We start from the raw sequence: 14,024 nt of genomic DNA, 5'->3' as shown, positions 1-14,024 counted from the left end.
CTACGCCGGCTGGCCCATGGCTGCACGGCTGCGGCCCTGCCGATGTTTCGATGACAAACGCCCAATGTAGATTTACAGGCGGAAACAAGGCTAGCCTGTGAGGCGATGGAATGCCCGCCCGGCGCCGTTGCGCCGGCGCCGAAGTAGTCGCTTTGCGAAACGACGTCAAGGAGGATTGACATGAACCAAGCCCCCATCGACCGGACGGCCGCCTGGACGCGGCTGGCGGAGCACGCCGAGGAGATGCGACAGCGCCATCTGCGCGAGCTGTTCACGGACGCCTCGCGAGGCGAGGTCTTCACCCGCGAGGCGGCGGGACTCACCCTCGACCTGTCGAAGCAGCGTTGGGATGGCGAGACGCTGGAACTGCTGCTGGCATTGGCCCGCGAGGCCGGTGTGCCGGAAGGCATCCGGGCTCTGCTGAGCGGTGAGCATGTCAACGTCAGCGAGGATCGTCCGGCGCTGCATACCGCGCTGCGCCTGCCGCCGGAGGCTGCGCTCGAGGTCGACGGCGAAGATGTGGTGCCCGGCGTTCACGCCACGCTGGATCGCATGGCCACCATGGTCGAGCGCTTCCACGCTCGCCAGTGGCGCGGCGCCACCGGAAGGCCGATCCATGACGTGGTCAATCTGGGTGTCGGCGGTTCCGACCTCGGTCCGCTGATGGTGACCCACGCCTTGGCCGACTGCCGCCCCCACGACGCCCACCATGTCGACGTGCATTTCGCCTCCACCATGGACGGCTCCCAGCTCGTCGACTATCTCGCCCGTTTCAATCCCGAGACCACGCTGTTCGTCATCTCGTCGAAGTCATTCACCACTATCGACACTCTGTCGAACGCTCGCACCGCTCGTGACTGGCTGTTGGCGCGCCTGGTGGAGGACGGCATTCAGGGCGTCGACGAAGAGATGGTCATGCGCCAGCATTTCATCGGCGTTTCCGCCAAGCCCGACAAGATGAGCGAGTGGGGCATCGCCGAGTCCAACCAGTTGCTGTTCTGGGAGTGGGTCGGCGGTCGCTATTCGCTATGGGGCGCCATCGGTCTGCCCATTGCCCTGGTCATCGGCATGCAGCACTTCCGCGACCTGCTGGCCGGAGCCCACGCCATGGACCGCCACTTCGAGCAGGCCGCGCTGGGTGACAACCTGCCGGTACTGCTGGCGCTGGCGGGCATCTGGAATGTCAACTTTATCGACATTCGCGCCCACTCGATCCTGCCCTACGATGGCCGTCTGGAGTACTTCGCCGCCTACCTCGAGCAGCTCGAGATGGAATCCAACGGCAAGTCGGCGACCCACGACGGGCGTCAAGTAAGCTATTCGACCTGCCCGGTACTGTGGGGGCAGCTCGGTCCCAATGCGCAGCATGCCTTCTATCAGCTCCTGCACCAGGGCACGCAGCCGGTCGTTTGCGACTTCATCGCCCCGCTCAGGCGCTACGACGACGTCGAGGACGCAGCGACCCGCGAGCATCTCAAGGCCCAGCACCGACTGACCCTGGCCAACTGCTTTGCTCAATCGCGCCTGCTGATGCTCGGTGACGACGCCATCGACGAGCCCGGCGAGCGGCCGGGGCACAAGCGCTACCGGGGCAACCAACCCTCCACCACGCTGCTGCTCGACCGCCTGACGCCTGCGACGCTGGGGGCGTTGATCGCGCTCTATGAGCACAAGGTATTCGTCCAGGCCACCATCTGGGGCATCAACTCCTTCGATCAGTGGGGCGTGGAGCTGGGCAAGCAGATTGCCGGCGAGACCGAGCGCATCCTGGCCGAGCATGGCGGCCACGAGGGCATGGACGCCTCCACCCGGGCGTTGATCGAGGCGGTATGGAGAATGGAGAAAGAGAGCAAACGTTGATGCAAGGGAAGCGCTGGTAATGTATACAGTGACTTGGGTATGCTGACTGTGCCACTGACGCCGCAGCAGGCCAGCGGGGTTCTCTATCTGCATGGTTTCAATAGCGGCTACGGTTCGCCCAAGTCGGCATTGATGCGCGATGCCTGTACGGCGCTGGCGCTGCCCTGCGAGACGCCGCAGCTGCCGCACCGGCCGCTGGCGGCGTTGCGGCTGGCGGAATCGCTGCTGACGAAGCTCGGCCCCCGTCCGCTATTGGTCGGCAGTTCCATGGGCGGCTTCCTGGCGACCTGTCTGGCCGAGCGCCACGACCTCTCGGCGGCGCTGATCAACCCGGCGGTGCGGCCGGCGCGGCTGGTCTCGGAATGGATCGGCGAGGCGTTCATCAACGAGCACACCGGCGAACGCTTCACCGTCGAGACGGTCCACCGCGACGAGCTGGATGCATTGACGCCGCGGGTCGTTGCGCCCGAGCGCTATCTGCTGCTGCTGGGTTCCGCCGACAAGACCCTGGACCCGGCCGATGCCTTCGCGCTCTATCGCGGCGCCAGAACCGTCATCCATCCGGGTGGCGATCATGTCTTCAGCCCGCTGGCGAACTATCTGCCCGCGATCTTCGCTCATGGCGGGCATCGCCTGGCGCCGGGGACGTCGGGGTAGTGACTGCCAACCCGGCGGAAGCGGGGATGGCCGCAGGGAAGAAGCAAGCAAACCGCGGGAAGCGCCACCGAATTCTGTAACGGCTACGGAACACGCATGACACAATACAGTGCCAGCTCGATCGAAGTTCTCTCCGGCCTCGACCCGGTGCGCAAGCGCCCCGGCATGTACACCGACACCTCCCGCCCCAACCACCTGGTCCAGGAAGTCATCGACAACAGCGTCGACGAGGCGCTGGCGGGTCACGCGCGGGAGGTCGTCGTCCGGCTGCTCGACGATGGCGGGGTCGAAGTCGCTGACGACGGCCGCGGCATGCCGATCGACATCCATCCTGAACACGGGGTGTCCGGCATCGAACTGATCCTGACCCGGCTGCACGCAGGCGGCAAGTTCTCTCAGTCCAGCTATCGCTTTTCCGGCGGCTTGCATGGCGTCGGCGTCTCGGTGGTCAATGCTCTGTCGCGCCGCCTCGAGGTCGAGGTGTCGCGCGACGGCAATCGCCACGCCATGGCCTTCGAGCATGGCGACAAGGTCTCGGAGCTGGCCGTGATCGGCAGCGTGTCCAAGCGTACCACCGGTACCCTGGTGCGCTTCTGGCCCGATGAGTCCTACTTCGACAGCCCCAGGCTGGCCATGGGTCGGCTCAAGCACTTGCTGCGGGCCAAGGCGGTGCTCTGCCCGGGACTCAAGGTCACTCTGGTGGAAACCGACGGTGCCGAGAGCGTTTGGCAGTACGAGGACGGCCTGCGCGACTACCTGGCTCAGGCCACCGACGGTTTTGAGGTGCTGCCCGCCTCGCCGTTGGTGGGCCACTTCGCCGATGACGAGCAGGCCGTGGACTGGGCGGTGCAGTGGCTTCCCGAAGGCGGCGAGACCGTAATGGAAAGCTACGTCAACCTGATCCCCACCCCCCAGGGTGGCACCCACGTCAATGGCCTGCGCTCGGGGCTGCTCGAGGCACTGCGCGAATTCTGCGAATACCGCAGCTTGCTGCCGCGGGGTGTCAAGCTGACTCCCGAGGACCTGTGGGAGCGAGTCGCCTACGTGCTCTCGGTGAAAATGCTCGACCCGCAGTTTGCCGGCCAGACCAAGGAGCGCCTCTCCTCGCGCACCGTGGCGGCGTTCGTCTCCAGCGTGGTGAAGGACGCTTTCTCGCTATGGCTCAATCACCATGTGGACCAGGCCGAGGCACTCGCCGAGCTGGTCATCAGCGCCGCCCAGCGGCGCCAGAAGAGCGCCAAGAAGGTGGCGCGCAAGAAGGTCACCGCCGGCCCGGCGTTGCCCGGCAAGCTGGCCGACTGCTCCGGTCAGGACCCGGCTCAGGGCGAGCTGTTTTTGGTCGAGGGCGATTCGGCCGGCGGTAGCGCCAAGCAGGCGCGCAATCGCGAAACCCAGGCGATCCTGCCCCTGCGCGGCAAGATCCTCAACACTTGGGAAGTCGACAGCCACGATATCTACGGCTCCCAGGAAGTGCATGACATCGCCGTGGCCGTGGGTATGGACCCGGGCAGCGACGACCTCACCCAACTGCGTTACCACAAGATTTGCATTCTTGCCGATGCCGATTCCGACGGCTTGCACATCGCCACGCTGCTGTGCGCACTGTTCGTGCGTCACTTCCCGGCGCTGGTGGATGCCGGCCACGTTTACGTCGCCATGCCGCCGCTCTATCGCATCGACCTGGGCAAGGAGGTGCACTACGCGCTGGACGAGAGTGAGAAGGCGGCGATCCTGCGTCGGCTCGAGGGCAAGCGCGGCACGCCCAATGTGCAGCGTTTCAAGGGCCTGGGCGAGATGAGCCCGCTGCAATTGCGCGAGACCACCATGGCGGTGGAGACCCGTCGTCTGGTGCAGCTCACCCGCGAGGTCGGCGACGGCACCATGGAGATGATGGACATGCTGCTGGCCAAGAAGCGGGCCTCGGATCGCAAGAGCTGGCTCGAGGACTACGGCAACCTTGCGGATATCGAAGTCTGAGCTATGAGCTACGAGCCGCGGGGTGTGAAGCCCGAAGCTCGCGGCTCGGAGCTCTCCTGAACGTTTCGTGCGGGCACTGTCCGCGAATTTTCATCGATGGTAGAAGGGCGCTAACCCCATGACCATGGATATCCAGGTGGCGGAGGGCGACGTCGAGCGTCTCTCGCTGCGCGAATATACCGAGAAGGCGTACCTCGACTACTCGATGTACGTCATCCTCGACCGGGCGCTGCCGCACATCGGTGACGGCATGAAGCCGGTGCAACGTCGCATCGTCTACGCCATGCGCGAGCTGGCGCTGAACGCCAGCGCCAAGTACAAGAAGTCGGCGCGTACCGTCGGTGACGTGTTGGGCAAGTTCCACCCGCACGGCGACAGCGCCTGCTACGAGGCGATGGTGCTGATGGCGCAGCCGTTCAGCTACCGCTACCCGCTGGTGGACGGCCAGGGCAACTGGGGCAGCCCCGACGATCCCAAGTCGTTCGCGGCGATGCGCTACACCGAGTCGCGGCTTTCGAAGTTCGCCGAGGTCCTGCTCGCCGAGCTGGGCCAGGGTACCGTCGACTGGACGCCCAACTTCGACGGCACCATGAACGAGCCGGTGGTGCTGCCGGCGCGGCTGCCCCATGTGCTGCTCAACGGCGGCACCGGCATCGCCGTGGGCATGGCCACTGACATCCCGCCGCACAACGTGCATGAAGTGGTCGAGGCCACCTGTCACTTGCTGCGCCACCCCGAGGCCACCACCGCCGACCTGGTCCACCATTTGCCGGCACCGGACTTTCCCACCGCGGCTGAGATCATCACTCCGCGCGCCGATCTGCAGAAGCTCTACGAGAGCGGTCGCGGCTCGGTGAAGCTGCGTGCCCGCTACGTGATGGAAGAGGGCAAGGTGGTAGTCACCGCGCTGCCTTACCAGGTCAGTGGATCCAAGGTGCTGGAGCAGATCGCCGCGCAGATGCAGGCAAAGAAGCTGCCAATGGTGGACGATCTGCGCGACGAGTCGACCCACGAGGAGCCGACCCGGCTGGTGATCGAGCCGCGCTCCAATCGCGTCGACATCGAGGCGATGATGGCGCACCTGTTCGCCACCACCGATCTCGAGAAGAATATCCGGGTCAACCTCAACGTGATCGGACTCGACGGCCGCCCGCGGGTGATGCCGCTGCCCGACATGCTGGGCGAATGGCTCACTTTCCGTCGCACCACGGTGCGCCGGCGCCTGGAGTACCGCCTGGGCAAGGTCGAGGATCGTCTGCATATCCTCGAGGGCCTGCTTACCGCCTACCTCAATATCGACGAGGTGATCCGCATCATCCGCGAGGAGGACGAGCCCAAGAGTGCCCTGATGGCGGCCTTCGGCATTTCCGACCGCCAGGCCGAGGCGATCCTCGAGCTGCGCCTGCGCCACCTGGCCAAGCTCGAGGAGATGAAGATCCGCGGTGAGCAGGATGCGCTCGAGGCCGAGCGCAAGCGCCTCAAGGAGTTGCTCGGCAGCGAGGCCAAGCTCACCGACCTGATCGAGGAAGAGCTGCGCGAGGCGGCCCGCGAGCACGGCGACGAACGCCGCTCGCCCATCGTCGAGCGCGAAGGGGCCAGGGCGCTGTCGGAAGTCGAGCTGGTCGGCGCCGACCCCATCACCGTGGTGCTCTCCGAAAAGGGCTGGATTCGTGCCGCCAAGGGGCACGACATCGACCCGGAAGGGCTCTCCTACAAGTCCGGCGATCGCTTCGCCCTGTCCGTTCGCGGCAAGACCAACCAGCCGCTGGTGTTGCTAGACGACACCGGGCGCGCCTATACGCTGGCCGCCCACAACCTGCCCAGCGCCCGTAGCCAGGGCGAGCCGGTCACCGGCCGGGCCAACGTGGTGGCCGGCGCTCACATGGCGGGGTTGATGCTGGCGTCGCCGGATGCACGCTACCTGTTGGCCAGCGACGGCGGCTACGGCTTCGTCGCGCGTCTCGATGAGCTGATCGGCAAGAACAAGTCGGGCAAGGCCGTGCTCTCGGTGCCCAAGGGCTGCCGTGTCATGTCGCCGGTCCGCGTGCCGGAGGGCGAGGATCTGTGGGTGGCGGCCGTTTCCAACGAAGGGCGGTTGCTGGTCTTCCCGTTGGAGCAGTTGCCGGAGATGGCCAAGGGCAAGGGCAACAAGATGATCGACATTCCCGGTGCCCGGGCGGCCCGGCGCGAGGAACTGATGCGCGACTTCGTCGTGCTGCCCACCGGAGCGGCGCTGGTGGTACATTCCGGCAAACGCCACGTGACCCTGAAGGATGGCGACCTGGACTATTATCGCGGCGAGCGTGGGCGTCGCGGCAGCAAGTTGCCCCGCGGCCTGCAGAAGGTCGATAGGCTGGAGAGTGGGGAATGACACGACGACTGCTGATTCGCGCCACCGGCGCGGCACGACCCGGCCAGTTGGCCGGCCTGGGCCAGGCCATGGCGCGCAGCGGCGCACGGCTGCTCGACATCAACCAGAGTGTGACCTTCGGCATGGTTTCGCTCGAGGCATTGGTGGGACTGGATCGCGACAGCGACTTGGAAGGCGCACTGGCCGAGGCCGGCGACACGCTGGGGCTCGACGTGCAAGCCATTCAGGTCGGAGCCGAGGACTACCAGCGCTGGAGCATGCAGGCCAACCGGCCGCGTCTGATCCTGACCCTGCTGGCACCGCACCTGCCGGCCGGCATCCTGGCCGAAGTCGGCGCGCTCACCGCCGAGCACGGCCTCACCGTGGAGCTGATACACCGCCTCTCCGGCCGTGAGCCGCTCGATGGCGGGGCGCCGCCGTTCGGTTCGTGCGTGGAGTGCTGGTTGCGTGGCGACGAGATCGACCTCGACAGCCTGCGCGAGAAGGCTCTGGCGCTAGGGGCCATGCACGGAGTCGACATCGCCATTCAGGAGGATTCGATCTGGCGCCGCCATCGTCGCCTGGTCTGCTTCGACATGGATTCGACCCTGATCCAGGCCGAGGTGATCGACGAGCTGGCGCGCCGCCACGGCGTCTACGCGGACGTGGCGGCAGTCACCGAGCGCGCCATGCGCGGCGAACTCGACTTCCAGCAGAGCTTTCGCGAGCGCATGGCCAAGCTCAAGGGGCTCGATGAGGCGGTGCTCGCCGAGATCGCCGAGGCACTGCCGTTGATGGATGGCGTCGAGCGGCTGATGAAACACTTGAAGCGCCTGGGCTATCGGACTGCGATCCTCTCCGGCGGCTTCACCTACTTCGCTCGCCACCTGCAGGACAAGCTCGGTTTCGACGAGATCCACGCCAACGAACTGGTCATCGAGAACGGCAAGGTCACCGGCGAGGTGCGCGAGCCGATCCTCGACGCTAGCCGCAAGGCCGATCTGCTGCGCGAGATCGCCGAGCGCGAAGGCTTGGCCCTGGAGCAGACCATCGCCGTGGGCGACGGCGCCAACGATCTCAAGATGCTCGCCACCGCCGGGCTCGGCATCGCGTTTCGCGCCAAGCCGCTGGTACGCAGCCAGGCCCGGCAGTCGATCTCGACCCTGGGCATCGATGCGGTGCTCTTCCTCATGGGCTATCGCGAAGGAGACCTTGAAGACGAAGGTCGCGCTGGTTGAGCAAGCCCAACTGGCTTAACTTCGAAGGACGCCATCGCATCGGAGGTCATCATGTCCCAAGCGCAGTTTTCGGCTGACTTGCTGGAAGAGCTGAACGTGCTCTGCCTGTTCAATCTCGATACCAACCAGGAGGGCATCAAGGTGCACTCCAGTGCCTCGCCTGCGGCGATCGCCGCCACGGCGCGTCTGCACGCCAAGGGGCTCGTGACCCAGGCGGACGGCGGCTACATGACCCCGCTGGGTCGCGAGGCCGCTCACCATGCCCAGGAGTTGCTGGGGCTGCTCGCCCCGACGCCGCTGACCACCTGAGCCGCTCTCTCTCCCCCAGCGAGCGGCCGCGATGTCAGCGCGGAATCGCGACGCAAGACGCCCGCCCCAAACATGGAGCGGGCGTCTTGCGGGCGGTTCGCCATCAGGTGTTGAGCACTACGCCACCGTTGAGGTGCAGTGTCTGGCCGCTCATGTACGAGGACTCCTCGCAGGCCAGGTAGACGTAGGCCGGGCCCATCTCGGAAGGCTGGCCGGCACGGTCCATCGGGACCTGGCCGCCGAAGGATTCGACCTTCTCGGCGGGAAAGCTTGCCGGGATAAGCGGCGTCCACACCGGTCCCGGTGCCACGGCATTGATGCGGATGCCTTTTTCAGCCAGCGGCTTGGCCAGTGAGCGCACCAGGCCTTGGATCGCCCCTTTTGTAGCGGTGTAGTCGATCAGTGAAGGGTTGCCCTTGAAGGCATTGATCGACGACGTGCAGATGATGCTGTCGCCTTCGTGCATGTGGGGCAAGGCCGCCTTGGTCAGATAGAAGTGACTGAAGACGTTGGTCTGGAAGGTGCGCTGCAACTGGTCCGGAGGAATATCGGTGATGTCGTCCCAGGCATGTTGCTCTGCCGAGTTGTGCACCACGATGTTCAGCTTGCCGAATTCCGCCAGGGTCTTGTCGACGATCTCGTCGCAGAATCGCGGGTCGCCTACGTCCCCTTTGAGCACCAGACAGCGCCGACCCTCTGCCTCGATCAGCGACTGGGTCTCTCGGGCGTCGGTATCCTCTTCCAGGTGAACGATGGTGCAGTCTGCCCCTTCGCGGGCGTAGTGCACCGCCACGGCACGGCCGATGCCACTGTCGCCGCCGGTGATGATCGCCACCTTGTCCTTCAGCTTGTCGACGCCCCGGTAGCTGGTGCGAATGTACTCCGGCTTGGGGTCCATCTTGTACTCGGCGCCGGGCTGATGGGCTTGTTCCTGAGGAGGTTGCTTCCGTTCGCTCATGGCAGGACTCCTTTTCCCGTTGCAGGTGATGACTTGAAAGTAGGCAGCACGCGACAGGCTGGACAAGGCGGGGAGCGTTAATAAAGGTTTCGCTGCCGTAACGTCGGGTGAGTTCGCCTGTCCGCACTGGGTATGCCCCCTCGTTTCGCACGCGTGCTACCATCACGCCGCCCGGGCGACTGCGGGGCTTCAGGGTTCCGGCGGGTTCGTCTTATTGTCATAGAGTGCTTTCGAGAATACCCATGAGTGCGACCTTTGAGACCTGGCGCGACCGCTTCGAGCGGCTGCGTGCGCACAAGGCATTCGAGCTGACGGTGATTGCCATCATCGTCGTCTCGGCCCTGCTGATCGGTGCCAAGACCTACGAGGAGGAAGTCAGCCCTTTTCAGGAGTGGCTGCTGCTGCTCGACATGGCGGTGACCGTCTTCTTCCTGGTAGAAATTCTGATTCGCATGGCGGCGGAGAAGCGCCTTCGAAACTTCTTCAAGCGCGGCTGGAACGTCTTCGACTTTCTCATCGTCACCGCCAGCCTGATCCCCATGGATGACTCCGAGATGGTTCTGCTGGCGCGGCTGCTGCGCATCTTCCGCGTGTTGCGCCTGGTATCGATGATTCCCGAGTTGCGCATGCTGATCGCGGCGCTGTTCAAGTCGATCCCGCGGATGGGTTATGTGGCGCTGTTGATGTTCATCATTTTCTACATCTACGGCGCCATCGGCAGTTTTCTTTTCGCCAGCGTCGACGAGAAGCTATGGGGCAATATTTCCTTGGCCATGCTGACGCTGTTCCAGGTGGCTACCTTCGAGAGCTGGGCCACCGCGGTGCTCTACCCGACCATGGAGCATTATCCCTACGCCTGGATATTCTTTCTCACCTTCATCTTTCTCAATGCCTTCATTTTTCTCAATATGATGATTGGCATCGTGCTCGATGTGATGCAGAAGGAAAGCATTCAGGTCCAGTTGGAGAGCGGCGAAGGAGAGGCAGCAGAGTTGCATGGCCTGCGTCAGGATGTACGCCTACTGCGCGATCAGCTGACCCGCATGGAGGCGTTGCTGGAAAGACGGGACTCATGAGGGAACCTTCCGCATCGAGGCGAGCCTGACAGTGAGAGCCGGACTCACAGGATGGGTCCATGGAATCGAAGGGAGATGAAGATGACCCGCTTTGCCATCGCCAGGCCCCAGGCCTTTTTGCCCCCCTATCTGCTAGAGCGGATCGCCGGTTCCGCCTCGCCTCGGCTGCGTGACCGCGCGCGCCGGACGCTGCATGAGGATGCCCATTTTCGGGCGCGTGCCGCGGCGCTGACGTTGCCAGCGGGTAGCGCCGAGCGCGGCCGGTCGGCTCGCTACGTGCACGATGCGCGACACCTCCGCACCCTGCCGGGTGAGCTGGTCCGGTCGGAAGGCGATGCCGACAGCGGCGATCCGGCGGTCGACGAGGCCTATCATGGTCTGGGCGATACCTATCGCTTGTTCTGGGAAGTATTCCAGCGTCATTCGCTCGATGACCGGGGCATGCCGCTGATGGCTACGGTGCACTATGGCCAGGACTATGAGAACGCCTTCTGGGACGGCCGCCAGATGGTCTTCGGCGATGGCGACGGCGAACTGTTCAACCGCTTCACCATTGCCGTGGACATCGTCGCCCATGAGCTTGCCCATGGCGTGATCGAGCATGAGGCGGCCCTGGTCTATGCCTACCAGGCCGGTGCCTTGAACGAGTCGCTGGCTGACGTGTTCGGCAGCTTGGCCAAGCAGTACCGCGACCGGCAGTCGGCGGAGGAGGCCGACTGGTTGATCGGCGCGGGACTTTTCACCGACCGCGTCGCGGGACATGCGCTGCGCTCGATGGCAGAGCCCGGCACGGCTTATGACGATCCGCTGCTTGGTCGTGACCCGCAGCCGGGTCACATGAACGACTTCGTCGAGACGCAGGACGACCACGGCGGAGTGCACATCAATTCGGGAATCCCCAACCGCGCCTACCATCATGCCGCCGTGTCGCTGGGTGGATATGCGTGGGAGAGTGTCGGGCCGGTCTGGTACGACACCCTGATCGACCCTCGGCTGGCCAGCGATTGCGAGTTCATTGCTTTCGCCGAATTGACGATCGACAACGCCAGTCGGCGTTTCGGCTCGTCGAGCCGGGAGGTCGCGGCGGTGCACGAGGCGTGGCGAGGGGTAGGGGTTCTGCCATGAGCGACGCGTCGCATCCACCGCGGCTGACCTCGGCCAGCGTGCTGCGGCTCAAACGTGAGGGCGGCCTGGCGCATTTCCCGGGCCTCGCACGTCCGCGTCGTCTCGACTGCGCCCGCTGCAGCGAATCTCAGCGCGCCGAACTGCAGCGGTTGCTGGAGCTCGTCGCCGAGAGCTGTCGCGGCGATGCAGAGCCCGCGGGAGCCGATCGACGATGGCTGCAGTTGAGCGTCGAGGACGACAGTGGCTGCGAAATCTGGAAGCTTTGTGCCGTCGAAGAGTCGGTACCTGTCGCTTTGCTGGAATGGTGGCGCCGCGCCGATTCGGAGTAGTGCGATTGCGCCTTGCTTGACAAGGGCTTCCCAAGCTGATTTTCTGTGAACATGAATACATCGTTTCGCCACTTCGACCTAGACCTACGACTACTAGCCGGCCTTTGAGCGTGCCGGTCGATACCTTTGCGTATCGTGTTTTTTGTCCAGGTCAGTTGAGGTGCCGAAATGTCTTCCTTCCGAATTGCCCCCCATCGTGATTGCCGTGCCTGCCCGACCGTCGACGGTCGTGTGGGAGCTTTCACCATGTATCAAGGACGCCCCGGTATGCTTCGCGCAGTCGGGGCGTTGCCGTTTCTGATGCCATCCGTCTTCGAGACCAGCGCCGCCAGCCAGGGAGAACAACGCCATGATGATCGATAACCCCGCCGCCAAGTACCGCCCCTTCGTCGCTGTCGACCTGCCCGATCGACAATGGCCGAACCGCCGGATCGAATCGCCGCCCGCCTGGTGCAGCGTCGACCTGCGTGACGGTAACCAGGCGCTGATCGACCCCATGGACCAGGAGCGCAAGCAACGTTTCTTCGATCTGCTGGTGAAGATCGGTTTCAAGGAGATCGAAGTTGGCTTCCCCTCGGCTTCGCAGACCGACTTCGACTTCGTGCGCACGTTGATCGAGCAGGACAAGATACCGAACGACGTCACCATCCAAGTGTTGACCCAGGCTCGCCCGCATCTGATCGAACGCACCTTCGAGGCGCTGAAGGGAGCGAAGAGCGCCATCGTTCACGTCTACAACGCCACCGATCCGGTGTTTCGCCGCGTGGTGTTCAACGTGAGCAAGGAGGAGTGCATCGGTATCGCCGTGGATGCCACCGCCCAGATTCGTGAGTTGATGGCGGCGGCGCCGGAAACCCGCTGGACCTTCCAGTACTCGCCGGAGTTGTTCACCACCACCGAGATGGACTTCGCCAAGGAGGTGGTCGAGGCGGTGATGGAGGCCTACGGCGCCAGCGCCGAGAAGAAGATGATCGTCAACCTGCCGGCCACGGTGGAAGCGGCGACACCCAACAACTACGCCGACCAGGTGGAGTGGTTCTGTCGCAACGTGGAGAATCGCGATCACTTGATCGTCAGCGTGCACCCGCACAACGACCGCGGCACCGGCGTAGCGGCGGCCGAACTCACCGTGATGGCCGGTGCCGATCGCGTCGAGGGCACCCTGTTCGGCAACGGCGAGCGCACCGGCAATGTCGACATCGTGACGCTCGCCATGAACCTCTATACCCAGGGCGTGAATCCGGGGCTCGACTTCTCCAACATCACGCCGATCATGCGTGAGGTGGAGTACTGCAACCAGCTGCCGGTGCACCCGCGCCACCCCTACGTGGGCGACCTCGTGTTCACCGCCTTTTCCGGCTCCCACCAGGATGCCATAAAGAAGGGCATGGCCGAGCGCCGTGCCAACCCGGACGCCATGTGGGAAGTGCCCTACCTGCCTATCGATCCGCTGGATGTGGGCCGCAGCTACGAGGCGGTGATCCGGGTCAACAGCCAGTCGGGAAAGGGTGGGGTCTCCTATCTGCTGGAACAGGAGCACGGCATCGAGCTGCCGCGCCGACTCTCCATCGAATTCAGCCAGGTGGTGCAGGAGGTGGCCGATCGCACGGGCAAGGAGATTACCTCTCAGATGATCTACCAGGCGTTTGCCGACGAGTACCTGGCTCGTGCCGAGCCCTATGCGCTGGTCAATCACCGACTCTCCTCCGAGCCCGACAGCCCCAAGGTGAGCCTGGAGGCTGCGATCGAAGAGCGCGGCGAACGCCGCACGATTCACGGCGAGGGCAACGGTCCACTGGCGGCCTTCATCAAGGCGCTGGCGGCTGCCGGTCACGACGTCGAGATCATCGATTACCACGAACACTCGCGTGGACAAGGCGCCGATGCCGAGGCGATCGCCTACGTGGAGGTGCGCATCGACGGCAAGGCGGTGTTCGGCGTGGGCACCGACGAGAGCATCACCAGCGCCTCGATGAAGGCGGTGATGAGCGCTATCAACCGGCATGTTTCCAACGAGCCGGCGGCGGCCAATGTGACTGCGTCGACGCTGGCCTGAGGCAGTGAAGAGCGGCTACGCCGCCATGAGAGGGAAGATCGGCGCTACGCGCCTGAAAAGAAGGTAGAAAGAAATCCACCGCTCTCTCT

11 protein-coding genes are annotated in these 14,024 nt (G+C 64.5%); 10 read left to right on the top strand and 1 reads right to left on the bottom strand.

Annotated elements, in window-relative coordinates; genetic code table 11:
- The first annotated feature begins 180 nt into the window (after window positions 1–180).
- From pgi to CYJ07_RS02655, 6 genes are all read left to right on the top strand, one after another.
- Window positions 181–1,860: a glucose-6-phosphate isomerase gene (gene pgi, locus CYJ07_RS02680; RefSeq protein ID WP_104202132.1), complete on the top strand. Its 1,680-nt coding sequence runs from the start codon at window positions 181–183 to the stop codon at window positions 1,858–1,860.
- Between the two features lie 39 nt (window positions 1,861–1,899).
- Complete coding sequence (locus tag CYJ07_RS02675) at window positions 1,900–2,517, top strand: YqiA/YcfP family alpha/beta fold hydrolase (protein WP_104202131.1); 618 nt, start codon at window positions 1,900–1,902, stop codon at window positions 2,515–2,517.
- A 96-nt stretch (window positions 2,518–2,613) separates the two neighbouring features.
- Window positions 2,614–4,494, top strand: coding sequence for a DNA topoisomerase IV subunit B (parE, locus tag CYJ07_RS02670; RefSeq protein ID WP_104202130.1), 1,881 nt, complete (start codon window positions 2,614–2,616; stop codon window positions 4,492–4,494).
- A 118-nt stretch (window positions 4,495–4,612) separates the two neighbouring features.
- On the top strand, window positions 4,613–6,865 hold the full coding sequence (gene parC / locus CYJ07_RS02665; RefSeq protein ID WP_104202129.1) for a DNA topoisomerase IV subunit A: 2,253 nt from the start codon (window positions 4,613–4,615) through the stop codon (window positions 6,863–6,865).
- The gene (gene serB, locus CYJ07_RS02660) at window positions 6,862–8,082 is read left to right on the top strand and encodes a phosphoserine phosphatase SerB (protein ID WP_104202128.1); all 1,221 of its coding nucleotides are present in this window, start codon (window positions 6,862–6,864) and stop codon (window positions 8,080–8,082) included. The genes parC and serB overlap by 4 nt, the downstream gene beginning before the upstream one ends.
- 51 nt (window positions 8,083–8,133) lie before the next feature.
- Window positions 8,134–8,391 carry a TIGR02647 family protein gene (locus CYJ07_RS02655; RefSeq protein ID WP_104202127.1) on the top strand — a complete coding sequence of 86 codons (258 nt, stop codon included), beginning with the start codon at window positions 8,134–8,136 and terminating at the stop codon, window positions 8,389–8,391.
- Between the two features lie 103 nt (window positions 8,392–8,494).
- Here CYJ07_RS02655 and CYJ07_RS02650 read toward each other — a convergent pair whose 3' ends face one another.
- Window positions 8,495–9,349, bottom strand: a complete 855-nt coding sequence (locus CYJ07_RS02650; RefSeq protein WP_104202126.1) for an SDR family oxidoreductase — start codon at window positions 9,347–9,349, stop codon at window positions 8,495–8,497.
- Between the two features lie 242 nt (window positions 9,350–9,591).
- Here CYJ07_RS02650 and CYJ07_RS02645 point away from each other — a divergent pair, with 242 nt between their 5' ends.
- The 4 genes from CYJ07_RS02645 (at window position 9,592) to leuA (ending at window position 13,935) form a co-directional block, all read left to right on the top strand.
- Window positions 9,592–10,425: an ion transporter gene (locus tag CYJ07_RS02645; protein ID WP_104202125.1), complete on the top strand. Its 834-nt coding sequence runs from the start codon at window positions 9,592–9,594 to the stop codon at window positions 10,423–10,425.
- A gap of 81 nt (window positions 10,426–10,506) precedes the next feature.
- The gene (locus CYJ07_RS02640) at window positions 10,507–11,550 is read left to right on the top strand and encodes a M4 family metallopeptidase (RefSeq protein ID WP_104202338.1); all 1,044 of its coding nucleotides are present in this window, start codon (window positions 10,507–10,509) and stop codon (window positions 11,548–11,550) included.
- On the top strand, window positions 11,547–11,879 hold the full coding sequence (locus tag CYJ07_RS02635; protein WP_104202124.1) for a protealysin inhibitor emfourin: 333 nt from the start codon (window positions 11,547–11,549) through the stop codon (window positions 11,877–11,879). The genes CYJ07_RS02640 and CYJ07_RS02635 overlap by 4 nt, the downstream gene beginning before the upstream one ends.
- A gap of 349 nt (window positions 11,880–12,228) precedes the next feature.
- Window positions 12,229–13,935 carry a 2-isopropylmalate synthase gene (leuA, locus tag CYJ07_RS02630; RefSeq protein WP_104202123.1) on the top strand — a complete coding sequence of 569 codons (1,707 nt, stop codon included), beginning with the start codon at window positions 12,229–12,231 and terminating at the stop codon, window positions 13,933–13,935.
- Window positions 13,936–14,024 lie beyond the last annotated feature (89 nt).

Origin of the sequence: Billgrantia saliphila (assembly GCF_002930105.1) — a bacterium.
In the GTDB taxonomy this organism is placed as follows: domain Bacteria; phylum Pseudomonadota; class Gammaproteobacteria; order Pseudomonadales; family Halomonadaceae; genus Halomonas; species Halomonas saliphila.
This window is presented reverse-complemented; position numbering and strand designations above follow the sequence as displayed.

Coding starts and splice junctions, on each gene's coding strand:
- CYJ07_RS02655 (WP_104202127.1), top strand. CDS start 8,134: ATGTCCCAAGCGCAGTTTTCGGCTGACTTGCTGGAAGAGCTGAACGTG.
- parC (WP_104202129.1), top strand. CDS start 4,613: ATGACCATGGATATCCAGGTGGCGGAGGGCGACGTCGAGCGTCTCTCG.
- CYJ07_RS02650 (WP_104202126.1), bottom strand. CDS start 9,349: ATGAGCGAACGGAAGCAACCTCCTCAGGAACAAGCCCATCAGCCCGGC.
- CYJ07_RS02640 (WP_104202338.1), top strand. CDS start 10,507: ATGACCCGCTTTGCCATCGCCAGGCCCCAGGCCTTTTTGCCCCCCTAT.
- CYJ07_RS02645 (WP_104202125.1), top strand. CDS start 9,592: ATGAGTGCGACCTTTGAGACCTGGCGCGACCGCTTCGAGCGGCTGCGT.
- serB (WP_104202128.1), top strand. CDS start 6,862: ATGACACGACGACTGCTGATTCGCGCCACCGGCGCGGCACGACCCGGC.
- leuA (WP_104202123.1), top strand. CDS start 12,229: ATGATGATCGATAACCCCGCCGCCAAGTACCGCCCCTTCGTCGCTGTC.
- CYJ07_RS02675 (WP_104202131.1), top strand. CDS start 1,900: ATGCTGACTGTGCCACTGACGCCGCAGCAGGCCAGCGGGGTTCTCTAT.
- parE (WP_104202130.1), top strand. CDS start 2,614: ATGACACAATACAGTGCCAGCTCGATCGAAGTTCTCTCCGGCCTCGAC.
- CYJ07_RS02635 (WP_104202124.1), top strand. CDS start 11,547: ATGAGCGACGCGTCGCATCCACCGCGGCTGACCTCGGCCAGCGTGCTG.
- pgi (WP_104202132.1), top strand. CDS start 181: ATGAACCAAGCCCCCATCGACCGGACGGCCGCCTGGACGCGGCTGGCG.